Below are 22,225 nucleotides of genomic sequence, written 5' to 3' on the forward strand. Positions count from 1 at the left end.
GAATACCAAAACTATCAATTCGCGTGTTTAAAATGTGCTAGCCTAGGATTCATACAAACTTGCGAACGATTTGCAACTGCTGGGGATCTTATTGCGAATGATTCTCAATTGCAAATAAAAACTAATGAAAAATAATGTGTTATAAAAAACGGACAATAAAGTGAGTAATGGAGCAACAATAATAAGAGAAGGGTTAGAGCAGATTTTAAGGTCTGAAGGGATCCGAATTACCCAGCAAAGAGTCGCGATACTTTCCGCGCTTGCTGAGTCAGAAGACCATCCAAACGTTGAAGAACTGCACGAGAGAGCGCGGAAGCTCAACCCCAACGTCTCGCTGGCAACTGTATATAGAACAGTTGCTGTGCTAGAAGAGCAAAAGGCGATAATCCGAAACGAATTTGAAGGGGCAAGTGCTCGGTATGAGCTAGCCAGTAAAGAGCACCACGACCATCTTATTGATGTAGAAAGCGGTGATGTTATCGAATTCTATTCCGAAGAGATTGAAGCGATTCAAGAAAGAATAGCCAAAGAAATGGGGTACGACATCGTTTCACACCGCCTTGAGCTATACGTGCGAAAACGCAAAAATTAGGTGATTAACCTTTTTAGACGACAACGAAGGTCAGTGCAAAGCACTGGCCTTATTTATATGTACAAGCCTGTTCGCTTTGTCTTTGGCAGTTTGCGCGCGGCACGAGCCGTTTTTATTGACGTTTAAATCTAACATGCATTTTAGGTGGGAATGCTTTAGAATGCGCGTTCGACTTATTGAGAGGTTCATCGGTATTTGTACCTAAAAGTAAGTCGAACATACTGATTTTGTTGTTTCTTATTGATTTAAAAGAAACCTTAACTTTCAAGTGTTGCTTGGTATGCAACACCACTGTAAAGGAATTTACATGCCTATTATTACTCTTCCTGACGGCAGTCAGCGCGAATTTGAAAACGCCGTAACTACTCTTGAAGTTGCTCAATCTATCGGTCCTGGTCTTGCAAAAGCGACCATTGCTGGTCGTGTTGATGGCAACCGCGTAGATGCTTGCGATCCTATTGAACAAGACGCAAGTCTTGAGATCATTACTGTAAAAGACGAAGTAGATGGTCTTGAAATTGTTCGTCACTCTTGTGCTCACCTTTTAGGTCACGCACTTAAGCAGCTTTACCCAGAAGCAAAAATGGCGATTGGTCCCACCATCGACAATGGCTTCTACTACGATATCGATCTAGATGAATCTCTAACCAATGAAGACTTAGAGAAGATCGAAAAGCGTATGAAAGAGCTGGCGAAAACCAAGTATCAAGTTATCAAGAAAAAAGTGAGCTGGCAGGAAGCACGTGACACGTTTGAATCACGTGGCGAACCGTACAAAGTGGAAATCTTGGATGAAAACGTCGCGCGCGATGATCGTCCAGGTCTATACCACCATGAAGAATACATCGATATGTGTCGTGGCCCACACGTACCACATATGGGTTTCTGTCAGCACTTTACGCTGATGAATGTTGCCGGCGCGTACTGGCGTGGCGACAGCAACAACAAAATGTTGCAACGTATCTACGGCACAGCTTTCCACGATAAAAAGGCGCTAAAAGCGCACCTAACTCGTTTGGAAGAAGCGGCAAAACGCGACCACCGCAAACTGGGCAAGCAGCTAGACTTGTTCCACATGCAACAAGAAGCTCCAGGTATGGTGTTCTGGCACCACAATGGTTGGTCTGTTTTCCGTGATTTAGAAGTATTTATTCGTCAAAAACTGACGGAATACGACTACCAAGAAGTCAAAGGCCCACTGATGATGGACCGCGTACTTTGGGAACGCTCTGGTCACTGGGATAAATACGCCGATGCGATGTTTACCACGCAATCAGAGAACCGTGACTACGCGATCAAACCGATGAACTGTCCGGGACACGTTCAGATCTTCAACCAAGGTCTAAAATCGTACCGCGACCTACCACTGCGCATGGCTGAATTTGGTTCATGTCATCGCAATGAGCCATCGGGTGCACTTCACGGTATCATGCGTGTGCGTGGCTTTACTCAAGATGACGCTCACGTGTTCTGTACTGAAAGTCAGATTCAGGATGAGGTTATCGGTTGTATCAAGATGGTTTACGATACATACCAAACCTTTGGTTTTAATAATATCGTCGTTAAACTGTCAACTCGTCCAGAAAAACGCGTTGGTTCAGATGAGATCTGGGATCAATCAGAAGAAGCGCTGAAGAACGCGCTAAACTCAATGGACATTGCGTACGAAATCCAAGAAGGCGAAGGTGCATTCTACGGTCCTAAGATCGAGTTTACACTTTACGATTGTCTGGATCGTGCGTGGCAGTGTGGTACAGTTCAGCTAGACTTTAACCTGCCGGGCCGTTTGGGTGCGACTTACGTCGACGAAAACAACGAACGTCAGGTACCGGTGATGATTCACCGTGCAATTTTGGGCTCTTTAGAGCGTTTTATCGGTATTCTTATTGAAGAGTACGCAGGCTTCTTCCCAACGTGGTTGGCTCCGGAGCAAGTGGTAATAATGAATATTACTGATAAACAGTCTGATTATGCTCAGGAAGTTGCGCAAAAACTGCAAAAAAGTGGAATTAGAGCCAAAGCGGACTTGAGAAATGAGAAGATTGGCTTTAAAATCCGCGAACATACATTGAAGCGTGTACCGTACATGTTAGTTTGTGGTGACCAAGAAATGGAAGCTGGCGAAATCGCAGTACGTACTCGTAAAGGTAAAGACCTCGGTAAATTTAAAGTGGATGACTTTATTGCCTACATCCAAGACGAGATCTCTACCCGCAAGCTCAATCTGGAGGAATAAGCTATTAAAGGCGGAAGACGCGGCCAACAACCGGCCAAACAAAATGCTCATCGTTTAAACGGTGAAATTCGTGGCGTTCGTGAAGTTCGACTAACAGGCGCTGACGGTGAATCAGTAGGCGTTGTATCAATCCAACAAGCGGTAGCTGCTGCAGAAGAAGCAGGTATGGATCTTGTGGAAATCAGCCCAAATGCTGAGCCACCTGTCTGTCGTGTTATGGACTATGGCAAATTCCTCTTTGAGAAGAGCAAAGCTGCTAAAGAGCAGAAGAAAAAGCAAAAGCAGATTCAGATTAAGGAAGTAAAATTCCGTCCTGGAACTGATATTGGAGACTATCAGGTAAAACTACGCAACCTGACGCGTTTCCTAGAAGACGGCAACAAAGTGAAGGTAACAATTCGCTTCCGTGGCCGCGAAATGGCTCACCAAGACATCGGTGTTGACGTTCTAAACCGTCTTAAGGAAGACACTGCAGAACTTGCTGTAGTGGAATCTTTCCCTAAGAAGATTGAAGGTCGTCAGATGATCATGGTGCTGGCCCCTAAGAAGAAGTAATTAAAGGCTTACAAGTAGTAACACCCAGTCGTTGCACTTTTGTTTTGCAAGAGATGGCGGCTGGGTTTTATTCGCCCTGATTACGTGTTTATTAAACTACTACAATGCGGAGTTATTCATCATGCCTAAGATGAAAACCAACAAAGGTGCTGCTAAGCGTTTCAAGAAAACTGCTGGTGGTGTTAAATACAAGCGCGCTACTAAACGTCACATCTTGACTAAGCGTACTACTAAGAACAAGCGTCAGCTACGTCCAAACTCTCTACTTCCAAAATGTGAAGTAGCAGCAGTTGCTCGTATGATGCCATACGCTTAATTCTTTTTAGTTTAATTATCGTTTAGTTTAGGAGAAGCATAATGCCTCGCGTAAAACGTGGTGTACAAGCTCGTGCACGTCATAAGAAAGTTCTAAAACAAGCTAAAGGTTACTACGGTGCTCGCTCTCGCGTATACCGCGTAGCTTTCCAAGCAGTTACTAAAGCTGGTCAATACGCTTACCGTGACCGTCGCAACAAGAAACGTCAATTCCGTCAACTATGGATTGCACGTATCAACGCGGCATCTCGTCAAAATGGTCTATCTTACAGCCGTTTCATCAACGGTCTTAAGAAAGCATCTATCGAGATCGATCGTAAGATCCTTGCTGATATCGCGGTATTCGACAAAGCTGCATTTGCAGTTCTAGTTGAAAAAGCAAAAGCTGCTCTTTAATTAGCAGTTAGGTTTAAGAAAAGGAGAGCATTCGCTCTCCTTTTTTATTACTCACTCAACACAAATATGCCCAAGGATACCAAAATGGAAAAAGTGGCGGTTTTTGCCGATGTCCAAAACATCTATTACACGGTGAGAGACAAATATCAGGCGAACTTTGACTACAATAAGTTTTGGTGTGCGATAACCTCGCATGGCAGTGCGCCTTATGCAGCAAGGGCTTATGCTATTGCTTCTAGCGACCCCAAGCAGAGGCAATTTCACCATATCCTCAGAGGTATTGGTTTCGACGTAAAACTCAAGCCCTATATACAGCGCTCAGATGGCAGTGCAAAAGGCGATTGGGATGTCGGGATCGCACTGGATGTATACGAAATAGCCTCACAGGTAGATAAAGTGATTTTGCTATCTGGCGATGGGGATTTTGAAATATTGGTGGAAAGAATACAGTCGCGCTTTGGCGTAACAGTAGAAGTGTACGGGGTGCCCGGTTTAACGGCCAACAACTTGATTAATCGCTGTGACCGCTACGTGCCGATTGAAGAAGAGTTATTGATCAGACGGTGATTGGTCTTCAGTAGGACTTTGATGCTCAGTGCTGAGCGTTTCATCCGCTTCCATTTTTGCTCGTTCAGCCTTAGAGATATAGCGTGGCTTATTGCTCTTATGCAATTTAGCGTTTTTCTTCTTTTGCTTGTTTTTTAAAATCTGATTGATTTTCTTTTTGCGGTTCATAGTCATTGCTTGAAGGTTGGGTGCTCAGCCCTGATTATACAACGATTTTCCAGTGACTTCTCAGCTTACTTCTTTTCGCATTAACACACCTTGTAACACCCAAACACGCTTGTTTGAGAAATGTATCGATGCACTTACAAAGTGAACACCATTCGTAACCTATAAGCCTTTGTTATTGAGTAAGATATTTTTTGTCCGAACGATACCTGAGTTTTTCGGATATGCAAACTCCAGAATGGAATAGGGCTTTTGTCCAACATTTGTGGACTCTCTGATTTTGGGAAACCTAACCCTCCCCCCGTCTCCTGTGCTCTTGTTATGCTCCTGAGTACAGGGGACATTTTTTTATCCTCTTGTCACTAAATGTCAGTGAACCCTGTTAGATTTAATAATCTACCGTTAACTTTTCAGCATTCAACTAACTGGTTGGATATATCGGTGTTGTATGGAGGAAGACATGGATCAAAATCGCGCTTTAGTGGAACTGGTGAACATAGGTGACAAGTTAGCTAGTCGGTTACAGGAGGTAGGCATTAACAATGAACAAGACCTTAAGTTTTACGGCGCGGTTGAGGCGCACAAGCGTCTGTGCAGTTTATACCCGAATGAGACACTTGCTGTTTGCTATTATCTCTATTCGTTCGACGGTGCAATAAGTGATACGAACTGGAGGGATCTTAGCAAAGAAAGGAAAAAAAAGTTGCTAAATCAATTGCTTTAGGTTTTTATTCACACTTCGTCGTTGGCTGAGGGTCTGGGATGAGTAAAACTCAAAAGTGGATACTACCAATTACATCGGTGGTAATAGCAATTGTTGCAACATGGCTTTTTTTGGTTCAAAACAATCAGGCTGTACCTCCGGACTTTGATTGGATCCAAGGTAAAAAGGATAACGACTGGTCAACGAGTCTACCTAATGAAGCAGGCTTTCAGCTTCAACCGCTTTACGATTTACATCAATACGTAAATGGGAAAAACCCCAAAAAGCGAATTCAATCTATTTTGATAGTTCAAAACGGAAATCTAGTCTTTGAACAGTATTACGCCGTTCCAGCTGTCAATGATGGCACTCCTATGCCGCAGCATTTTCCGCCAGCGTACGATACGCCACATCAAATGCGTTCAATTACGAAGACCGTTACCTCGACACTTGTTGGTCATTTGGTCTCCCGAGGCCAGTTAAATGTCGACGCACCACTTTACGCTTTCTATAACGAAATGAACCAGCCCTTAGATGAAGACAAACAGAGTGTGACTATTGAGCACGCGTTGAACTTTAATACAGGGATCAATTGGAAGGAGTGGGGCGTTTATCCAAGTGATGCCATGCAGATGTGGTTATCTGACGACCCTTATGCCTACATATTGAGTAAGTCAATGGCTTATCCGGTAGGAGAACACTTTGAATATCAAGGTGCAATGAGTGTATTACTTGGTGGCGTTGTAGAAAAAATACTAGGTAAAAGTTTGGCTAAAGCCGCAGAGGAAATCTTGTTTGAGCCGATGGGATTTGAAGGCGTCGAATGGTTTACTCACGAAGTCACCCACCAACATATGGGCTCGTCAGGTTTGTATCTTCGCAGCCGAGACCTCGCAAAGTTGGGTCAACTTTATCTCAATCAAGGTGAGTGGAATGGTGAGTTCATCTTCTCCCCTGAATGGGCAAAGGCGAGTCTTGAGCCCAAAGGAAAGTTCTGGCCAGACAAAGCAATCCAGTATGGCTACAACTGGTGGTTTCCACTCATGATGGAAAATGGCGAAAAGATTAAGATAGCTGCAATGAGGGGGAGCGGTGGTCAGGAAATGGTTATTCTCCCCGATCACGATCTTATATTTGTTATGACATCGGGTGCTTACATTGGACAAGACGAAGACTTTCCTTTTGAACTAATAGCAAAGTTTGTCTTACCTTCACTTGGTATTGAAGAAGTGAAGTATCAGCGATAAATCGTTGCGATATCGTTCTGAGAATAAAAAGGAGCATTAATGAAACTCTACGGTAGGTTAACTTCGTTTAACGTGCAGAAAGTACTGTGGCTTTTGGAAGAGCTAGCGCTGGATTTTGAACACGTTCAGGTAGGTGGCCGATTTGGAGGCCTAGATGACGCCGACTTTGAAAAGCTCAATCCGAATAAGAAAGTGCCTGTATTGATCGACGGGGAAAGGGTGATTTGGGAATCTCATACTATTTTGCGCTACTTGGTGGCAGAGTACGGACAGACTTCACTTTATAGCTCATGCCCATATCATAGGTCTTTGTATGAGCGCTGGATGGATTGGACACACACGGTTTTCCAGCCGGCATTTATGGCGGTTTTTTGGGGTTACTATCGAATGCCGCCAAGTAAGAGGGATATGCCAGTGATTGAGGAAAAACTGCTTGAGTGCCAACAATATTTGAGCACGTTAGAAAAGGAGCTAGCTGGTCGAGAGTATCTAGTGGGTTCGAATTTTAGTCTGGCCGATTTAACCGCAGGCGCAGTTATATACCGATTAACAGAACAAGGATTAGAGATAGAGCTCCCCCCAAGTGTTGCACAGTGGTTTGACCGTTTGAAACAGAGAAAAGGCTATCAAAAGTACATAATGAGCGATTTTACTGAGTTGCGGGCTAGGGAGGACTATTAAAATATGGAACTGATTAAGGCAAACCAGCTTTGGAAAAGCAGTTTTCAGGAAATGTATCAAGACTTTTTAAGTCACGACCCCGAAAATGCCAACTTTTATCGCGATGGTGTACTGGACTATTCGCGATATGTGAAATCGCTGGAAGATGAAAGTCAGGGCATCAATTTAAAATCAGGATACGTCCCTTGTAGCCATTTTTGGTTGATAGAAGAAAAATCGATTCTCGGCGTCATTCGCATTAGGCACCACATTAACAATGAGTTTCTATCTTTTGAAGGGGGACATATTGGCTATGACGTTGCCCCTTCACATCGAGGAAAAGGTCATGGTAAAACCATGCTACGGCTTGCTCTTCCGGCCGCCAAAGCGCTCGGTATACAAACCGCGCTAATTACCGCAGATGAAGACAACTATGCATCGCGAAAGATCATTGAAGCAAATGGCGGCGTGTTTGATAAAGTCATTCAAGGAAAAGTGTTTCCTGAACCGATCGCAAGATATTGGCTCAAGATTGAATAACAGGACTAACTGATTTGGTCCATTTGTTGGGCTTGTGCTATTGGTTAATTAATTCGAGGAAACGATATGCCAATAGCCCACTGCCACTACATGCCATCCGAGGGAATAGAAATCGACGCGCAGCGCGTTCTAAATCGTTGGAAGCAGCTTGCTCACTGCAACAGTGAGGAGATGACATTGATAACCAGCGCCATCTCTCAGCAAGCGGGAAAGCAATACAAAGTTGTGTGTTATCTCTATCTTCCGGATTGCTGGGAAAAAACGCAAAGCGAAAAGTTGCAAACAGCGCTGTCTCATGCGGTATCAAAAGAATTGGGGTTTTCAACACAGCATGTGATAGTGATGCGAGGTATATTGAGTTCCGGTTTTGTCGTAGAAAATGGCCACATAGTCAACTGGTAAAGGAGCAAGTTGAATTGATTATTAAAATACGCAAAGCAACCTCGGCAGACGCCAAGCAGATAGCCGAACTTTCTCAGGGTTTGGGTTATCATGCTGACCCAGAAACTCGTCTAGAGCTTGTTGAAAAGGTAATCACATGTGCTTGCCATACGGTGATCGTGGCCGAGGTAGATAAAACGCTCGTAGGTTGGCTTCACGCATTTTATTCTCCTAGAGTAGGTTCGCCAGCGTTTTATGAAATAGGCGGAATGGTGGTTGATGACAAGCTCAAAGGTAAGGGGATAGGCAAGCAATTAGTTCATTACGTGCAAGCTAAGTATCCCGGTGAATGGCGTGTAAGAACCAATGAAGTAAGAGAAGATGCGATTGCCTTTTATCGCGCTCTTGGCTTCTCACAAATCAAACACCAGCTAGTATTTAGCCAACAACCAGAGAGATAAGTGATGTTAGTTAGAGCGGTAGATAAGCGAGACTTAGCAGACGTGGCCGAAATCCATAAGGTGACATTTGTCCGTCAAGGAGACTCGTTAAAATGGCTTTCGTGCGCTTATCAAGCTTATCCCAAGTCATTGATGTATATCGCATGTGAGGGAACGGAAATCCTTGGCTTTGTTATCTGGACGCAAAAAAGTGGCTTTCGCAAGGAGGCAGTGCTCGAACTGGAACTGTTAGCGGTTAAGCCAGAATCGCAAGGAAAGGGTGTCGCTAAGCAGCTTATCTCAGATTCAAAGAGACAGGTTGAAAAAGTGCTCAAGGATCAAGGTTCGACTTTGAAACACATCCTAGTTACCACTCGCGCAGACAATTATGCTCAACAACTGTATAGAAGCACTTTAGGCGCAGAAGTGGAGTTTACTATTCCCAACCTTTATTCCGCCGATGAAGTTCTTATGATCGCAAGGAATGTCGAAGCGTAAGCTGGCGCTTCCCCTCCAATTAGGGCTATAGATAGTCTGCTCGGTCTCTAATTCAATACGCCAGGTAGTTAAGTAGTTTACTTTTTCTATTCCAAGTGCTTGTAATTTCATATGTTGTTAGACAATATGGCAGTCGTCACTTTACGACCCGTATCCCGAGGTCGAACCACTAGGAAGCGATTTATGCGCAAGGCAGCGCAAATCCATTTAATTTGGAGAAAAGTTCATGAAGATAAGATTGGCGACGAAAGAAGACTGCCACACCTTAATGCAGTTTATTGGTGCAAAGGCAGAGTTCGATCGCTCAATGAAGGGATTTGACGGTGAAATTTCTACTAACATAGAAAAGATTGAAATGACGATGTTTGGCGAAAGGCCTTTCGCTGAAGCACTGCTTTTTGAAGGACACGGCCAAACTCAGGGGTTTGCCCTGTATCACTTTCGTTATTCGTCGTTTCAAGGTGCCCCTTCAATCTGGTTAGATGATCTATATGTAGTCTCTGAGTACCGTTCAAACGGGGTAGGAGAGGCGCTAATGAAAGCCGTTAAAGAGCGTTCAGAAGTACTTGGGTGTACACACCTTGCTTGGACAGCAAGCCCAATTAACTATAAAGCGCACGCTTTTTATGAGCGCATTGGTGCAGAAGTTGATCGAATGGAAGGTGAGCGCCCTTTCTATCGTTGGTAAACCAAGATTCCTCCTGCCTTGTGAGTGCATAGGGTAGGGGTAACATCCTAATTGTGTCTATATCTGTCCTTGCGAATTACGGTTAAAACAAAACCTCCTGACAACCCCTGTCTTTGCGTTCTGCTTCAATGGTATTCAACAACCACCCTACATAAAGGTCAGCTTATGATTATTAACCACGTTTCAGTCGGTGTATCAGAGTTATCTTCGGCGATCGAATATTACGATAAAGTTTTAGCCACCTTAAACATTACGCGCAGTGCTTATGTTGAAGGTATCGCGGCTTCCTACGGAAGTGACTTTGAGTTTTGGATCGGCTTGCCGCATGAAGGCGAATTTAGCACTGGTAACGGCGTCCACATAGCGTTTAATGCATCGAGTATAGAAGCAGTGGGGCGTTTTTATCAGGCGGCGATTTCGTCTGGTGGCGTGTGCAAAGGCAAACCCGGATATAGGCCAGAGTATGGCGAGGGCTATTACGCCGCCTTTGTTACCGATCTCGATGGTAACAAGTTAGAAGCAGTCATAATTAAAGATGACTAGCAAAGGAAACCCCGCACGCAGTAGCCGTTTGCCCTAAGTTATTGACATAGCGCTAAGTCTATATGAGAGTGATATTGTTACTGACTCATAAGAGACAAGGAGAGCAATATGAGTGAAGAATACCGAGGAAGTTGCTTGTGTGGCTCAGTACAATTTTCGGTAACGGGTTTTGATGACCATGCGGCGCATTGTCACTGTAGTATGTGCCGCAAATTTCACGGTTCAGCGTTCGCGACTATTGTCGAGGTAAAGGGGCTGAAGTGGATTTGCGGTGAAGAAAACTTGAAGGAGTACCAAGCGCCTAACGGGACGATTCGAACCTTTTGTCAGGAATGTGGCTCTAGTATAGGGTTTCGCGTCAAAGGCGCAGATCGAAGAGAGATAGAAATTGCGATTGCCGCTTTTGATGATGCCATCCCTGTAAAACCAGATGCCCACATTTATACCGCCTATAAAAGTAACTGGTACCCAGTTGAAGATTCACTGCCAAAATATCCCGAAGGAAGAGAGAGTTAGCTGTCACTATTAACCACTCTACTGACATAGAGTGTCACTGCTGCAAGCTTTAATAGTGACCCTACAAGTCTGAGTAAAAGGCGGGTAGCGGTGGTATTAGCGTAAAAATTGCTGATATCTTCAAATAATTAGCAGTTATGGCAATTCATTTAGGGAAAAAAATGAAAATAGAACAAATAAAAGGTTTCTTAGTACACGGCTTAACAGTAGAGACAAAAAACCACGATGAGTTTAACGGACAAGGAAAAATCGCACCGCTTTGGCAAGATTTTTACACTAGGGCAGCTCCAACTTTACCAGAAAACTCAAATGTTTATGGGGTTTATCACAGTTACGAATCGGACTTCAATGGTCAGTACAGCGTGACCGCTGGAGCCGATACTTTAAAAGATCAGCAAGTGACAGGCTGCACACCCGTAGAAGTTAAAGATGGGACCTATGCTATCTTCGAAGCAGAGGGAGCAATGCCAGCAATAGTGGTCGATCTTTGGGGAGAGATATGGAATTACTTTTCTCAACCCGACTGTCCACATCAAAGATCGTTTACCACTGATTTTGAGCACTATACCAGCGCGCAAAGTGTAAAGATTTACATTGCCTTGGAATCAAAATAGCAAACAGGACTAGCCTTAGTGAGTGACAAAATTGACACCAATTCTTTATATCAATTAAGGGATTATGAACCAACTGATACTCAGAGTGTCACTCGCTTATGGCGTGATGCCTTGCAATCGGTTCTACACCAGCCTCCAGTACATTCATTCGATTCTCAAGCTTACTATCTACAAGAAATACTGAGCAACAAATACAAAATTGTTGTGGCAGTTAATGACAAGAACCGACCAATAGGGTTTATTGCTTTTTCAGAAACAGAAGTCGATCAGCTCTATGTTGATACCAGTAGTCATAGGCAAGGAGTGGGAAGTACACTACTAAAATTGGCTCAAGATTCAGCGCTTTTTGCACTGACGCTGCGCACATTCAAAATAAACCAACCAGCGATAGAGTTCTATCACAAACACGGATTCCACTTTACCGCAGGGAACTACGACAATGAAGAAGGCTTGGAGGACATAGTTGGCAGATGGATAAAGTAACAGTTTTTGCAAATGATGCTGAGGTACAACTGAGAAAAGCGACATCAGAAGACGTTGAGTATTTGATGAGGCTAAGGGATTTGACAATGACCCCTTACCTTAAACAAGCCCAGATGGATACCGACTATAAATCGATGCGGCAGCGAGTAATGTACCATTTTGAGGGGGCACATATCCTAGTTCTAAAAGACTTACCAGTAGGATTGTTCAAGGTGGTGTTTAATCAGGCTGAAAACCTTTGGAACCTAATTCAAGTTCAGATTCACCCAAAGTATCAAGGGTTGGGAATAGGAGGGGGACTTCTGGATTCTCTGTTATCTAAAGCGAAGTCGACAGGTGCATGTGTTGAGCTCAGTGTGATTAAAACCAATCCAGCCTATCGTCTTTATCGCCGAAAAGGTTTTGAGCTGGTGAAATCTACCGAGCAAGAGTGTATTTTAAGAGCGTACCCCTAAATAGAAAACGTGAAATGATAAAAAAAGTACTGCCAGAAGAAGTACCTATCTCCTTGCTCTTGGAAGCGGATCCCGATAAAAAAAGTATCGCCAGCTATTTGGATGGCTCAGATTGTTACGTGGTAGAGGAAAATGGACAAACGGTTGCCGCTTGTGTTTTGAAAGCGATCAGTAGCAGCGATATCGAATTGTTTAATATCTCGGTAAGTCCATCGCGACAGGGGGAAGGGCTTGGCAAAGATCTTTTAAGCCAAGTAATTGAGCGAGTGAAAGCAGATAAGTGTTATCGCCAAATGGTGTTAGGGACAGGGACCTTTGGTTATCAGCTTACTTTTTATCAGAAACTGGGTTTTAGAGTGACGGGCGTGCTCCGCAATCACTTTTTGGACAACTATCCCGAACCCATTTTCGAACATGGGTTACAGCACAAAGATATGTTGAGGTTATCTATAACTCTGAACCCTGAGAGAGAAGAATGAGATTAGAGAAAGCGACACTCAATGACAAAGATGAATTACAAGCGTTAGTGTTAAGAGTGTCGGAAGCGATTTTAAAACCCTACTTTGAAGGTGATGGATGGACATTTTATCTCGCCACCATTAATCCCAGTGTAGAGTCAGCCCTGCAGGATCCCAATTTTTATACCGTAAAGCTGTTGTGTGACGGTGAATTGGTAGGTTTTGCTGCCATTCGCGACAGCAACTACATTACACAACTTTTTGTAGAACCGAGCAAGCAAGGTAAAGGCCTTGGTCGACGATTGCTTGATGATTTAATTAACTCGTCTTTTGCAGATGCGATAGAGCTCAAGTCTTCTATTGCAGCGGTGAACTTCTATCAAAACAACGGATTTGAAATTGTTGGAGAAGAAGGGAACCACAATGGCATTCGATATGTGCCCATGAAGAAACAACTAAGTAGACAATAACGTAAGGGTAAGTGGTATGCCGCATTGTATCGTTGAACATTCTTCCCAGCTTACAGCTCGTTGTAAGCCAGAACATATCCTCAATGCCGTCTATCAAGGCGCGCTAAATAGTGGGCTTTTTGAAGGACCAGACATCAAGACCCGTTTACAGCCTTTTTATCACGCGTGGACAAAAAATCAACATGGTGAATTTATTCACGTTGTGGTGAAGATCTTAACTGGAAGAGACCGAGATCAAAAGAAAGCCCTTTCTAATATGGTACTTAAGGAATTGGAAACGTTGGGTTTGTCTCACCTATCTCTGACCGTAGAAATCGTCGATATAGATACAGCGAGTTATTCAAAGAAGGTGATAGATTAACAGGAGTAGATGAATGAATCCGTGGTTAGACTGGGCGAAACAATTGCAAGCGATCAGCCAAACAGGGCATGCTTACAGTAAAGACGATTACGATCTAGAGCGCTTTACGCAAATTGGCGATATAGCTCACCAAATGTTTGCAGAGTTATCGGATACACCCGTAGAGAAAGTGAAAAACCTCTTTATCTCTGAAAGCGGTTATCCGACGCCAAAAGTTGACCTCAGGGCTGCGGTAATAAAAGATGGCCAAATACTTCTGGTAAGAGAACGAGAAGATGGGCGCTGGACACTACCTGGTGGTTGGGCAGATGTATGTGAAACACCTTCGCAAGGCGTTGTCAGGGAAGTGTTTGAAGAGTCTGGCCTAGTAGTAGACAATCCAAGGCTGATTGCGATAAAAGACCGAGCGGTTCACGATTACACACCTGTCTTCGCTTTCCATATTTACAAATTCTTTTTTCTTTGCAATTACGTTTCTGGTGAGCCTACGTCGAACATAGAAGTGTCCGAAGTAGGTTACTTCTCGCCAAATAACCTACCACCATTATCAGAGAGCCGAGTGTTAGAATCCGATATAGAGACGGCCTTCTCGTGCCACAATAATCCTTCAGTTCAGGTTTATATTGACTAGTTTACCTTTGCTTAACTATCTGATATAAAAGAAAAATGTATTCTTTAATGTCTTGGTGATGGAAATGAAAAACCTGCCCGTTTTAAAGCAACCAGAGGGCAGCCTGATCTGCAGCCCCTGCTGTATTTTGGCATGTGCTACGTGTTTGATAAGTATCAGTCCAGTTCAATACGCCTTCAGGGTCTGAACTTAGATAGTATGACCTTCGCTGGGGAAACACTTGCGCTGGACTCTTTAACACCCACATTAGACAATGCGTACAAACTGCATGATCTGACCGGAATTTTAACACCGGGAGCCAAGCCAATTTACAAAAAGGGCGGCAATTACAATTCGTTAGCAGTGATGGTCTACCTATTGCGACAAATAGGGCTTAACTGCCGTGTGGTTGCGCAATCACAAGATACCTTACAGTTTTTACATGACACTTTCCCAGTCGAGTGTCAATTGCTGGAAGAACTAAATGCCTATCCTGAACTACTTAGCTCTCAAGAACTGAATGACGGGAATATTACCCCAGACAATGGATTGCTAATTACTCTAATTGGCTATGACAATACCACGCACTACGTTGTTAATAACAAGCAAGGGTTATGGTTTGAATCACTGCTACCCGAAGACTATTACCCTTGGGATTCAATTGAAAAGTGGCATGAATCGAGCAATAAACGCGAGGGTGCTTATTGGACGGGGGTCTCAATTCAAGTGACTGATTAGATTAATTATTTTTAATCTAACGGAATTCTCGGAAATGAAACTCTGTTATTGCTTTAATTAGCGAGTTTCATATCAGGAGTGTAACTTATGAATCAATTGTTTGATTACCACCTAGAACACAAGGTAGGAGATAGACAAATTGTTGCGGTGGTTTGCGCTGGTGGGATGACTTCGAGCATGTTGACTCAAAGAATGCAGAAGCATTTTGACGAGTTAAACATGCCTTATTACGCAATGTATGCATCCATACAGGCGTTAATCGATCCAGACTTTCACGCTTTGTATCTAGATAAACTCGCTATGGTGTTTACTTCTCCACAGGTCGCACATTATCACGATCAAGCGAAAGCGGCGATGAAGTCTATTCCAGTGGAAAAGATCGAACCTAGAGTGTTTGGAACTATGGACTACCAGAAGGTAGTTTCAATAGTACAGGAAGTTCTAGAGTCCCCATCAATAAAAACCGCTTAAGGTTGAGAGGCGAACAAAGGCAATATGGATGCCTTTGACGATAGGAATCGATTGTTCGCTCCCCTTGTAATAAAACCTCTTTAAGTTGAAGTAATTATCGCAAATTGATTATAATGCCAGCGCCTGTTGGATCGCTCTATATGATCCTATTGATGTAAGGACATTTCATGGCAAAAATAATGGTTAGTGCATGTCTTCTCGGTTGTAAAGTTCGCTACAACGGAAGTGACCTGCCAGTCGATAACTCCCACCTTTCTCAGTTAATTGAAGCTCATCAAGTCATTACTTTCTGTCCCGAAGTTGCGGCGGGACTACCCACACCAAGACCTGCAGCTGAAATCAGTGTAGGAAATGGAGAAGATGTTCTCCAAGGTCGTTCAAAAGTGCTCTCCCAAGATCAGCAAGATTTTACCGACGCGTTTGTGAAAGGGGCTAAGTTGGCACAAAAACTATGTCAGCAACACGATATTCAGGTCGCTGTGTTAGCAGAAGGAAGCCCTTCATGCGGTAGCCAACAAATATACGATGGTACGTTTAGCGGTACTAAAAAATCCGGCCAAGGCGTTGTGGCTAGTCTATTAACCGATAATGGCATTAAGGTCTATAACCAGCATTCAATCTCAGAGGCGATCAGTTTGATAGAAAAAGGAAACAGTAATTGATGGATATATCCCTTCGTATCTTAACTAAGGCAGATGCCAAGGCGCTTTTGGATTTTGAAACAGTTAACCGATATTGGTTTGAACATCAGATAGGTGGTCGGGGAGAAGGGTTTTACTCCCTAGGTGGGGTACAAGAACACATAGCCCTGTTTATGCTGGAGCACAAGATTAAAAAGATGTTTCCTTTCCTTATTTTTTGTTCTGAGGGGAGCATACTTGGCCGAGTAAATATCACCAACATTGACAGTGTAACTAACAGCGCCGAAGTGGGGTATCGAGTTGGAGAATCTCATACGGGAAAAGGGGTGGCAAAAACAGCGCTAAAAAAGGCGATAGAAGAGATGTCCAAACAAGGGCTGAGCAAGTTGATTGCTTTCGCATCAACGGCTAATCTTGCCTCCCAAGCGGTATTAACCAAGAATGGTTTTAAGCCTATGGATACGATTTATAAGTATGCAGTAGTAGATGGCAAAGATATCGACTGTATTCGATTTGAGTATGAATTTAAGTGACATTGTAACTATTAAGGGTAAGGAATGGCATTAACAATCGCCTTAGTACAGTTTGAGCCGACTGCTGGGAATATCGAGCTAAATTTAGAAAAACACCTAAATGCGATTCAACTCGCGGCCGAACAAGGTTGCGACATGGTGGTTTTTCCAGAACTTTCTCTGACGGGTTATGAACCAGAAATGGCGGATAAACTCTCCCACACTGACATAGAACCAATAAAACGCCAGTTGGGAAATGCTGCCAGTGAAAGTGGATTATTGGTCATCTCGGGTATGCCGTTGGTGAATAAAACGGATAAGCCATTTATTGGGGCGTTGATAGCCAAACCAAGCGGCGAAGTGACTACGTACAAAAAACAGTACCTTCACCCAGGGGAGGAACGCCATTTTTCTGTTGGAAAAGAAGGTCTTGTGCTCGATTGCGGTGACAACAAAATCGGTTTAGCAGTGTGCGCTGACTTTTGTCATGCAGAACATCAGCAACAAGCCGTTGCACTCGGCGCGGAGTTCTACGTGATGTCGGCCCTGATATCTCATCAAGGATACGGCCAGATGCAGAGATCTTTGCAACATAGCAAGCACCTTTGAAATGCCGGTGCTCTTGAGTAACTACACGGGGAAAACCGGGGGTTGGGACGCAGCAGGGAGAAGCGGTGTATGGCTGCCATCGGGTATAAGTCGAGAAACCGAGTTGCGCTCAAACCAAGGTATTGCCTTTTATACCTTCACGGACAAACAGTTAACGAACGAAGCATTTATTGAATTCAAATAAAGATTGGGCCGCTTGTTAAAAGCGGCCTTTTGTTTAGGAAAAGGTTATGTATCAACTTTATTATTACCCTAACAACGCCAGTTTGGCACCGCATCTACTTTTGCACTATATGGAACTTGAATATCAACTCTTGCTGGTAGACAGGAAAAACCAAGCTCATAAATCTCAGGAATATTTGAAACTAAACCCAGCGGGCAGGATATCTACCTTGGTGTATCAAGATCGCCCCCTATTCGAAAGCCCAGCGATATGCATATTTTTGTGTGAGCAGCATCCAGAGCACAAACTTATTCCTCCACTAGGTACTTTTGAACGCGCTGAGTTTTTTCAGTGGTTGGCTTACCTAAACAATACCCTTCAGTCAGAGCTAATGGTGCGCTACTACCCACATCGACACACTAACGATGAAAAGGCGATACCGGCGGTTGTAGAAGCACAAGACGAACGGATCGGGGAAGCACTGCAAGTGATCAACGATCAGTTGCAAGATAAAACGTACTTGCTGGGCAATACCATCAGCGCATGTGATTTTTTCCTATTTATGCTTGCCCAATGGTCACTGCCAGTTAAAAGGAACCCCATGACATTTGATAGGCTCGCCGACTACCTCGCTCGATTAGCCAAGCATCCAACGGTAATGGCCGTATGCGAAAAAGAGAATATCGACCTCACTCCTTTTCGAAGGTGAAGTGACAACAGGTGGCAATCACCAGTGGTTTTTATGAATCATTTCAGTATATATTTACATCTCTATCGATAAGCAAAAGGAATGTTGCTTGGAGTTTTCTAAGATATGGAAGCCGGACAACTTAGATGGGATTGAGCTACTTTCCGCTTCGTTTCAAAAGTTTGAGTTTTCACGTCACTGGCATGATGAACTGGCCGTCGGCATCATTGAACATGGTGCTGAGGGGCTGTTTTACCGAGGTGAAAATATCATCGTCCCGCAAAAGCACGTGGTCTGTATTAACCCAGGAGAGATTCATACAGGATTCGCGGGAAGTGACCAAGGTTGGACATACCGCATGTTCTATTTTGATCCAGAGTTGATTCGAACATTTTTCGACAAGGATGAAATGCTGCTAGAGCCCACTATCGATCAAGCTATTCTCAGTGACGGTGATATTTTTGAAGAGCTCGTTAGGCTCCATATTGCTTTGGAAGGCAATACTTTTGAAATTGCGAAGCAAACGCTTTTAACGCAAGCATTTGACAAATTGTTTCGTCGTTATGGGCAACTACCGAAACACAAACTTCGCGAAACCACCGATCAATTTGCAGCAAAAGTGGCAAGACAGTATTTACACGACCACTGGCAAGAGAATATTTCCCTTGATGAATTAGAGCCAATTACCGGTGTGAGCAAGTTTCAACTGATCAGAAGTTTTAAAGCCTGTTACGGATTTACTCCCCATCAATACCTCATACTGCTTAAAATCCAGCGCGCACGATATATGCTGCAACAGGGAGAGTCTTGTGTGGATACTTCACTGAGCTGTGGTTTCTTCGATCAAAGCCATTTTAGCAGAAATTTTAAGAAAGTTTACGGGGTTACACCTGGAAACTACATCCCGAGATAGATTTAACACCTGCCTCTATTCCCGCGAAAAATAACAGTTATTGAGAAAGTAAACACTAACTTCAACTGATCGGTAGTGTGGTGAAAAAACGTCCCCTAAGGGTGTAGAAGGCAAATAAAAAGGCGCTTTGCAATTTTATACAAGAGGCGAATTTCGCTACCCGTTACCTTGTCCTCATTCTAAGAATGAGGAGAGAAGTATGAGTTTATTAGTATTATGGCTTGGAGTGATGTTTCCGTTGGTGTTTAGCCCAGGGCCTGCCAATATCGTGTTTGCCGCATCTGGTGCAAAAGTGGGAGTGAGAAAAACTCTGCCATTAATGGCCGGCATAGATTTACTGTTTATTATCAAATCTATATTAATCGGTTTTGGTTTAGGCGAAGTGATTGCCCGATTCCCCCTAATTTTGCCCTCACTTCAGCTAGTTGGTGCGCTTTATTTGATATATCTAGCGTACGGATTTTTGCAAAGCGGCAAATCAGGGACGAAAAATAAGACCTCGACACTTGGTTTTAAAGATGGGTTGATTATTCAGTTCCTCAACGGAAAAGGCTGGGTAATGGTGATACTGATGTTTTCGCTGTTCACCGAGTCGGCCATCGAAGCTTTTGGTTCAATAGGGATCTGGGTTTTGGTGGTTTGGTTGGCCGCACTTAATATCTCTATGCATTTGCTTTGGATACGCGCTGGAGCATTACTGTCAAACTGGCTAAATAGAGGAAGCGCGAAGCGTCAAGGCAGCATTTATGCCGCTAGCTTATTGGCCGTTGCTCTTTGGCTTATCGCCGATAACCCATATTGGATGATGGGCTAGATTAATTATTCTTAATGTCTGATAGGGCGCGTATCTAAGCAAAACAAAGTAAAATATCTATCAGCGACGATGGCGGCTTAAAGTTGCGTTACATGAGCGTGATTTGCCGCCTGACTCGCAGTTTTAGCCGTTTAACTAAGCTAGGCTGGCGACTCAAGTGGTTTGATTAATAGAGGAGCACGCCAGTGCAACAAGTTTTGTTTTTATGTACCGGTAATTACTATCGCAGTCGAATGGCCGAAGCTTATTTTAACCACTTAGCCGAGGAGCATGGCTTGCCATTTAGGGCCGATTCTCGGGCTATTTTGCAAGATTTGTCCAATACAGGTAACGAAGGCAAAATTGCTCAACCAGTGATTGAAATACTAAGCGCAATCAATGTGCCTTGTGATACGGCTAATCGGTCACCTATTTGCGTGACAGTAGATGAACTCGATGCGTTTGATGTTGTTGTTGCTATGGACGACGACGAACACCGGCCGATGATCGAAAAATCGTTCGCACGGTTTGCGGCGAAAGTGAACTACTTAACCGTAGGTGACGATCATATCGAGCCAGTCTATGTAGCGGTGGTAAAACTGATCAAACAAGTTGAGAACTTAGTCAAAACGTTAGCAGGTGTCGATAAACTTTGACTTAGGGGAAAGGTCAATATGGAAAGTAAACAGCGTCGTCGATTTCTTATGGGTATGGTGGGTGCCGTACCACTCGCCTTGTTCTATTCTCGATTGGATAGCCAATCGAAAGCGAAAGAAATAGAGAAAGAGTATCAGCGCCTGTTGCCAGAGTTAGAATCCATAGCAAAAGGCACCAATGCGCCATTTCGCTTCCCCATGGACACACAGTCCCTGTTACAGGACTTTGCCGCCTACAACAAAGCTCCGCGCTTTCCAAATCGATACCACGCAGCAGTGGACTATTATGCCGCACCGGGAACGCCGGTTTATGCCATTGGCGATGGAGTCGTGAGTTACTCTAAGGAGATGCAGGGCTATGGCGGTTTAGTCATCATCGACCACCCAGAAGACGGTGTATATTCCTTGTATGGGCATATTTCACTTACTCGCTGGATGATCGAACCGGGTGAAGTAAAAAATGGACAATTGATTGGCTACATCGCCGATACCAACGAAGCTTGGGGGATTGGCAGTTTCCCACATCTCCATTTTTCAATCCGGTTAGGTATGAAAGATGACTATCCAAGCTGGGGTAAGGGCAACTGGATGGCAGGATACACGGGTTCACACCCTCTGCTACACCGCTACTTAGATCCAGAAACTTTTATCAATATGACCAAAAAATACCACACCGTGTAGTTTGCACCACAAACTTACAATAGGTGGCTTATAGTCACCTAACGTGGTTTTGGGCCGTCTCAGCACTGTTACCGTTCGCCCGTCCATAAAATAAACATTCATTCACCCCTTGAATAGTAATTAATCGACTATATGTAACTAGTTACTGCTGTCAAACATCTGGATGCCAGTAAATTAAAGGAGTAATTATGTTTCCGATGGATGTATTTCTAACGTACACCTTAGCGTGTGTGTTTCTCGTTATTTCACCAGGACCTGATAACCTACTTGCGATTGGTCGCGGGTTAAGCCAAGGGAAAATGGCTGCGACGGTTTCCGGTTTCTCTTCTGGCGCCGGCATCTTGTTTCATGTCATGGCGGCGACCTTTGGGCTAACGCTTTTAATTCAAACCTCGACATTGGCATTTTACGTAGTCAAGTTTGTAGGTGCGGGCTATTTGATTTGGCTGGGCATTAAAGTGCTTCGCTCAAAAAGCCTGTTTTCTGTAGAGAAAGCAAAAAAACAGCCCTTATCCACTATTTTTACCACGGGCTTTCTTTCTGCCGCGTTAAACCCTAAACCGGGGATGTTTGTACTGGCATTTGTTCCTCAATTTGTAAATCCTGAATTGGGATCAGTGACTGTTCAGATGGTGGTTTATGGTGTGTGGTTTGCGTTGTTGACCGCTGTTGGTTTTGCGCTGATGGGTGTTTTTTCTTCCCACTTAACCAAGTGGCTGACGAATCGACCACGAATCGTAAACGGATTAAACATTTCAGCCGGTGTCACTTTTGTGACCTCAGGGTTGGCTGTCGCGATGATGAAGCAGAGGTAATTTGATAACACGGGCATTCTGGCCCGTTGTGATGATTTGCAGTTATTATTCG

The 22,225-nt window shown here is 43.8% G+C and carries 36 protein-coding genes; 35 read left to right on the forward strand and 1 reads right to left on the reverse strand.

Translation table 11 applies throughout. The features are described 5' to 3' along the window. Window positions 1–160: 160 nt before the first annotated feature. The 6 genes from BLO31_RS08085 to BLO31_RS08110 all read left to right on the forward strand — a co-directional run bounded on the left by BLO31_RS08085 (window position 161) and on the right by BLO31_RS08110 (window position 4,661). Window positions 161–592, forward strand: coding sequence for a Fur family transcriptional regulator (locus tag BLO31_RS08085; RefSeq protein ID WP_070964301.1), 432 nt, complete (start codon window positions 161–163; stop codon window positions 590–592). Between the two features lie 307 nt (window positions 593–899). Next, entirely contained in the window at window positions 900–2,828 is a 1,929-nt protein-coding gene (thrS, locus tag BLO31_RS08090) for a threonine--tRNA ligase (RefSeq protein ID WP_070964305.1), read from the forward strand. 3 nt (window positions 2,829–2,831) lie between these two features. Further along, window positions 2,832–3,383, forward strand: a complete 552-nt coding sequence (gene infC, locus BLO31_RS08095; RefSeq protein WP_084659656.1) for a translation initiation factor IF-3 — start codon at window positions 2,832–2,834, stop codon at window positions 3,381–3,383. Between the two features lie 121 nt (window positions 3,384–3,504). Then, complete coding sequence (rpmI, locus tag BLO31_RS08100; RefSeq protein ID WP_070964313.1) at window positions 3,505–3,699, forward strand: 50S ribosomal protein L35; 195 nt, start codon at window positions 3,505–3,507, stop codon at window positions 3,697–3,699. 41 nt (window positions 3,700–3,740) lie between these two features. Further along, complete coding sequence (gene rplT, locus BLO31_RS08105; RefSeq protein WP_004401084.1) at window positions 3,741–4,094, forward strand: 50S ribosomal protein L20; 354 nt, start codon at window positions 3,741–3,743, stop codon at window positions 4,092–4,094. Window positions 4,095–4,178: 84 nt separating this feature from the next. Next, entirely contained in the window at window positions 4,179–4,661 is a 483-nt protein-coding gene (locus tag BLO31_RS08110; RefSeq protein ID WP_070964317.1) for a LabA-like NYN domain-containing protein, read from the forward strand. On the opposite strand, the gene BLO31_RS08115 is transcribed toward BLO31_RS08110, so the two are convergent. Continuing rightward, complete coding sequence (locus tag BLO31_RS08115) at window positions 4,644–4,829, reverse strand: DUF2986 domain-containing protein (RefSeq protein ID WP_070964322.1); 186 nt, start codon at window positions 4,827–4,829, stop codon at window positions 4,644–4,646. The genes BLO31_RS08110 and BLO31_RS08115 overlap by 18 nt on opposite strands. Window positions 4,830–5,286: 457 nt before the next feature. Between BLO31_RS08115 and BLO31_RS08120 the strand changes: the two genes are divergently transcribed. The 29 genes from BLO31_RS08120 (at window position 5,287) to BLO31_RS08260 (ending at window position 22,173) form a co-directional block, all read left to right on the forward strand. Next, window positions 5,287–5,550, forward strand: a complete 264-nt coding sequence (locus BLO31_RS08120; RefSeq protein WP_070964325.1) for a TfoX/Sxy family DNA transformation protein — start codon at window positions 5,287–5,289, stop codon at window positions 5,548–5,550. 38 nt (window positions 5,551–5,588) lie between these two features. After that, entirely contained in the window at window positions 5,589–6,776 is a 1,188-nt protein-coding gene (locus BLO31_RS08125; RefSeq protein ID WP_070964328.1) for a serine hydrolase domain-containing protein, read from the forward strand. A gap of 39 nt (window positions 6,777–6,815) precedes the next feature. Then, a complete protein-coding gene (locus BLO31_RS08130; protein WP_070964331.1) occupies window positions 6,816–7,457 on the forward strand; it encodes a glutathione S-transferase family protein in 642 nt (213 codons plus the stop codon). Between the two features lie 3 nt (window positions 7,458–7,460). Beyond that, window positions 7,461–7,976: a GNAT family N-acetyltransferase gene (locus tag BLO31_RS08135; RefSeq protein ID WP_070964334.1), complete on the forward strand. Its 516-nt coding sequence runs from the start codon at window positions 7,461–7,463 to the stop codon at window positions 7,974–7,976. 66 nt (window positions 7,977–8,042) lie between these two features. Then, on the forward strand, window positions 8,043–8,378 hold the full coding sequence (locus tag BLO31_RS23750; RefSeq protein WP_070964337.1) for a hypothetical protein: 336 nt from the start codon (window positions 8,043–8,045) through the stop codon (window positions 8,376–8,378). A gap of 14 nt (window positions 8,379–8,392) precedes the next feature. Next, window positions 8,393–8,818, forward strand: coding sequence for a GNAT family N-acetyltransferase (locus tag BLO31_RS23755; protein WP_070964340.1), 426 nt, complete (start codon window positions 8,393–8,395; stop codon window positions 8,816–8,818). A gap of 3 nt (window positions 8,819–8,821) precedes the next feature. Next, entirely contained in the window at window positions 8,822–9,295 is a 474-nt protein-coding gene (locus BLO31_RS08150) for a GNAT family N-acetyltransferase (RefSeq protein ID WP_070964347.1), read from the forward strand. Between the two features lie 226 nt (window positions 9,296–9,521). Further along, window positions 9,522–9,983, forward strand: coding sequence for a GNAT family N-acetyltransferase (locus BLO31_RS08155; RefSeq protein WP_070964352.1), 462 nt, complete (start codon window positions 9,522–9,524; stop codon window positions 9,981–9,983). Window positions 9,984–10,148: 165 nt separating this feature from the next. Beyond that, on the forward strand, window positions 10,149–10,526 hold the full coding sequence (locus tag BLO31_RS08160; RefSeq protein WP_070964355.1) for a VOC family protein: 378 nt from the start codon (window positions 10,149–10,151) through the stop codon (window positions 10,524–10,526). 108 nt (window positions 10,527–10,634) lie between these two features. Further along, window positions 10,635–11,042 (forward strand): GFA family protein, encoded by a 408-nt coding sequence (locus BLO31_RS08165; protein ID WP_070964359.1) that lies wholly within the window; start codon window positions 10,635–10,637, stop codon window positions 11,040–11,042. A gap of 161 nt (window positions 11,043–11,203) precedes the next feature. Next, the gene (locus BLO31_RS08170; protein ID WP_070964362.1) at window positions 11,204–11,656 is read left to right on the forward strand and encodes a GyrI-like domain-containing protein; all 453 of its coding nucleotides are present in this window, start codon (window positions 11,204–11,206) and stop codon (window positions 11,654–11,656) included. A gap of 18 nt (window positions 11,657–11,674) precedes the next feature. After that, window positions 11,675–12,139: a GNAT family N-acetyltransferase gene (locus BLO31_RS08175; protein WP_084659660.1), complete on the forward strand. Its 465-nt coding sequence runs from the start codon at window positions 11,675–11,677 to the stop codon at window positions 12,137–12,139. Next, window positions 12,127–12,594, forward strand: a complete 468-nt coding sequence (locus BLO31_RS08180; protein WP_070964365.1) for a GNAT family N-acetyltransferase — start codon at window positions 12,127–12,129, stop codon at window positions 12,592–12,594. The genes BLO31_RS08175 and BLO31_RS08180 overlap by 13 nt, the downstream gene beginning before the upstream one ends. A 14-nt stretch (window positions 12,595–12,608) precedes the next feature. Further along, entirely contained in the window at window positions 12,609–13,073 is a 465-nt protein-coding gene (locus BLO31_RS08185; RefSeq protein WP_070964369.1) for a GNAT family N-acetyltransferase, read from the forward strand. Next, window positions 13,070–13,522: a GNAT family N-acetyltransferase gene (locus BLO31_RS08190; protein ID WP_070964373.1), complete on the forward strand. Its 453-nt coding sequence runs from the start codon at window positions 13,070–13,072 to the stop codon at window positions 13,520–13,522. The genes BLO31_RS08185 and BLO31_RS08190 overlap by 4 nt, the downstream gene beginning before the upstream one ends. Before the next feature lie 16 nt (window positions 13,523–13,538). Beyond that, on the forward strand, window positions 13,539–13,883 hold the full coding sequence (locus tag BLO31_RS08195; RefSeq protein ID WP_070964377.1) for a 5-carboxymethyl-2-hydroxymuconate Delta-isomerase: 345 nt from the start codon (window positions 13,539–13,541) through the stop codon (window positions 13,881–13,883). Between the two features lie 13 nt (window positions 13,884–13,896). After that, window positions 13,897–14,514, forward strand: coding sequence for an NUDIX hydrolase (locus BLO31_RS08200; protein ID WP_070964380.1), 618 nt, complete (start codon window positions 13,897–13,899; stop codon window positions 14,512–14,514). Between the two features lie 141 nt (window positions 14,515–14,655). Next, a complete protein-coding gene (locus BLO31_RS08205) occupies window positions 14,656–15,231 on the forward strand; it encodes a hypothetical protein (protein WP_084659662.1) in 576 nt (191 codons plus the stop codon). A gap of 87 nt (window positions 15,232–15,318) precedes the next feature. Continuing rightward, the gene (locus tag BLO31_RS08210; RefSeq protein WP_070964385.1) at window positions 15,319–15,702 is read left to right on the forward strand and encodes a PTS sugar transporter subunit IIB; all 384 of its coding nucleotides are present in this window, start codon (window positions 15,319–15,321) and stop codon (window positions 15,700–15,702) included. Window positions 15,703–15,869: 167 nt separating this feature from the next. Then, on the forward strand, window positions 15,870–16,364 hold the full coding sequence (locus tag BLO31_RS08215; protein ID WP_070964388.1) for a 2-thiouracil desulfurase family protein: 495 nt from the start codon (window positions 15,870–15,872) through the stop codon (window positions 16,362–16,364). Continuing rightward, on the forward strand, window positions 16,364–16,876 hold the full coding sequence (locus BLO31_RS08220; RefSeq protein WP_070964392.1) for a GNAT family N-acetyltransferase: 513 nt from the start codon (window positions 16,364–16,366) through the stop codon (window positions 16,874–16,876). Before BLO31_RS08215 ends, BLO31_RS08220 begins: the two co-directional genes overlap by 1 nt. A 24-nt stretch (window positions 16,877–16,900) precedes the next feature. Then, window positions 16,901–17,464 (forward strand): carbon-nitrogen hydrolase family protein, encoded by a 564-nt coding sequence (locus BLO31_RS08225; RefSeq protein WP_070964396.1) that lies wholly within the window; start codon window positions 16,901–16,903, stop codon window positions 17,462–17,464. 1 nt (window position 17,465) lies between these two features. Continuing rightward, window positions 17,466–17,648 (forward strand): carbon-nitrogen hydrolase family protein, encoded by a 183-nt coding sequence (locus BLO31_RS08230; RefSeq protein WP_070964399.1) that lies wholly within the window; start codon window positions 17,466–17,468, stop codon window positions 17,646–17,648. Between the two features lie 46 nt (window positions 17,649–17,694). Continuing rightward, window positions 17,695–18,336, forward strand: a complete 642-nt coding sequence (locus BLO31_RS08235) for a glutathione S-transferase family protein (protein WP_070964403.1) — start codon at window positions 17,695–17,697, stop codon at window positions 18,334–18,336. An 88-nt stretch (window positions 18,337–18,424) separates the two neighbouring features. Further along, window positions 18,425–19,228, forward strand: a complete 804-nt coding sequence (locus BLO31_RS08240) for an AraC family transcriptional regulator (protein ID WP_070964406.1) — start codon at window positions 18,425–18,427, stop codon at window positions 19,226–19,228. A 199-nt stretch (window positions 19,229–19,427) separates the two neighbouring features. Continuing rightward, window positions 19,428–20,042, forward strand: a complete 615-nt coding sequence (locus tag BLO31_RS08245; protein WP_070964409.1) for a LysE family translocator — start codon at window positions 19,428–19,430, stop codon at window positions 20,040–20,042. Between the two features lie 185 nt (window positions 20,043–20,227). Further along, the gene (locus BLO31_RS08250; RefSeq protein WP_084659705.1) at window positions 20,228–20,677 is read left to right on the forward strand and encodes an arsenate-mycothiol transferase ArsC; all 450 of its coding nucleotides are present in this window, start codon (window positions 20,228–20,230) and stop codon (window positions 20,675–20,677) included. Between the two features lie 18 nt (window positions 20,678–20,695). Continuing rightward, complete coding sequence (locus tag BLO31_RS08255) at window positions 20,696–21,358, forward strand: M23 family metallopeptidase (RefSeq protein WP_070964412.1); 663 nt, start codon at window positions 20,696–20,698, stop codon at window positions 21,356–21,358. A 188-nt stretch (window positions 21,359–21,546) separates the two neighbouring features. Next, the gene (locus BLO31_RS08260; protein ID WP_070964416.1) at window positions 21,547–22,173 is read left to right on the forward strand and encodes a LysE family translocator; all 627 of its coding nucleotides are present in this window, start codon (window positions 21,547–21,549) and stop codon (window positions 22,171–22,173) included. The last annotated feature ends 52 nt before the right edge of the window (window positions 22,174–22,225 follow it).

The sequence above is a fragment of the Vibrio sonorensis genome, assembly GCF_001854765.1.
In the GTDB taxonomy this organism is placed as follows: Bacteria; Pseudomonadota; Gammaproteobacteria; order Enterobacterales; family Vibrionaceae; genus Vibrio; species Vibrio sonorensis.

Coding starts and splice junctions, on each gene's coding strand:
- thrS (WP_070964305.1), top strand. CDS start 900: ATGCCTATTATTACTCTTCCTGACGGCAGTCAGCGCGAATTTGAAAAC.
- rpmI (WP_070964313.1), top strand. CDS start 3,505: ATGCCTAAGATGAAAACCAACAAAGGTGCTGCTAAGCGTTTCAAGAAA.
- rplT (WP_004401084.1), top strand. CDS start 3,741: ATGCCTCGCGTAAAACGTGGTGTACAAGCTCGTGCACGTCATAAGAAA.
- BLO31_RS08110 (WP_070964317.1), top strand. CDS start 4,179: ATGGAAAAAGTGGCGGTTTTTGCCGATGTCCAAAACATCTATTACACG.
- BLO31_RS08115 (WP_070964322.1), bottom strand. CDS start 4,829: ATGAACCGCAAAAAGAAAATCAATCAGATTTTAAAAAACAAGCAAAAG.
- BLO31_RS08120 (WP_070964325.1), top strand. CDS start 5,287: ATGGATCAAAATCGCGCTTTAGTGGAACTGGTGAACATAGGTGACAAG.
- BLO31_RS08125 (WP_070964328.1), top strand. CDS start 5,589: ATGAGTAAAACTCAAAAGTGGATACTACCAATTACATCGGTGGTAATA.
- BLO31_RS08130 (WP_070964331.1), top strand. CDS start 6,816: ATGAAACTCTACGGTAGGTTAACTTCGTTTAACGTGCAGAAAGTACTG.
- BLO31_RS08135 (WP_070964334.1), top strand. CDS start 7,461: ATGGAACTGATTAAGGCAAACCAGCTTTGGAAAAGCAGTTTTCAGGAA.
- BLO31_RS23750 (WP_070964337.1), top strand. CDS start 8,043: ATGCCAATAGCCCACTGCCACTACATGCCATCCGAGGGAATAGAAATC.
- BLO31_RS08150 (WP_070964347.1), top strand. CDS start 8,822: ATGTTAGTTAGAGCGGTAGATAAGCGAGACTTAGCAGACGTGGCCGAA.
- BLO31_RS08155 (WP_070964352.1), top strand. CDS start 9,522: ATGAAGATAAGATTGGCGACGAAAGAAGACTGCCACACCTTAATGCAG.
- BLO31_RS08160 (WP_070964355.1), top strand. CDS start 10,149: ATGATTATTAACCACGTTTCAGTCGGTGTATCAGAGTTATCTTCGGCG.
- BLO31_RS08165 (WP_070964359.1), top strand. CDS start 10,635: ATGAGTGAAGAATACCGAGGAAGTTGCTTGTGTGGCTCAGTACAATTT.
- BLO31_RS08170 (WP_070964362.1), top strand. CDS start 11,204: ATGAAAATAGAACAAATAAAAGGTTTCTTAGTACACGGCTTAACAGTA.
- BLO31_RS08180 (WP_070964365.1), top strand. CDS start 12,127: ATGGATAAAGTAACAGTTTTTGCAAATGATGCTGAGGTACAACTGAGA.
- BLO31_RS08185 (WP_070964369.1), top strand. CDS start 12,609: ATGATAAAAAAAGTACTGCCAGAAGAAGTACCTATCTCCTTGCTCTTG.
- BLO31_RS08190 (WP_070964373.1), top strand. CDS start 13,070: ATGAGATTAGAGAAAGCGACACTCAATGACAAAGATGAATTACAAGCG.
- BLO31_RS08195 (WP_070964377.1), top strand. CDS start 13,539: ATGCCGCATTGTATCGTTGAACATTCTTCCCAGCTTACAGCTCGTTGT.
- BLO31_RS08200 (WP_070964380.1), top strand. CDS start 13,897: ATGAATCCGTGGTTAGACTGGGCGAAACAATTGCAAGCGATCAGCCAA.
- BLO31_RS08210 (WP_070964385.1), top strand. CDS start 15,319: ATGAATCAATTGTTTGATTACCACCTAGAACACAAGGTAGGAGATAGA.
- BLO31_RS08215 (WP_070964388.1), top strand. CDS start 15,870: ATGGCAAAAATAATGGTTAGTGCATGTCTTCTCGGTTGTAAAGTTCGC.
- BLO31_RS08220 (WP_070964392.1), top strand. CDS start 16,364: ATGGATATATCCCTTCGTATCTTAACTAAGGCAGATGCCAAGGCGCTT.
- BLO31_RS08225 (WP_070964396.1), top strand. CDS start 16,901: ATGGCATTAACAATCGCCTTAGTACAGTTTGAGCCGACTGCTGGGAAT.
- BLO31_RS08230 (WP_070964399.1), top strand. CDS start 17,466: ATGCCGGTGCTCTTGAGTAACTACACGGGGAAAACCGGGGGTTGGGAC.
- BLO31_RS08235 (WP_070964403.1), top strand. CDS start 17,695: ATGTATCAACTTTATTATTACCCTAACAACGCCAGTTTGGCACCGCAT.
- BLO31_RS08245 (WP_070964409.1), top strand. CDS start 19,428: ATGAGTTTATTAGTATTATGGCTTGGAGTGATGTTTCCGTTGGTGTTT.
- BLO31_RS08255 (WP_070964412.1), top strand. CDS start 20,696: ATGGAAAGTAAACAGCGTCGTCGATTTCTTATGGGTATGGTGGGTGCC.
- BLO31_RS08260 (WP_070964416.1), top strand. CDS start 21,547: ATGTTTCCGATGGATGTATTTCTAACGTACACCTTAGCGTGTGTGTTT.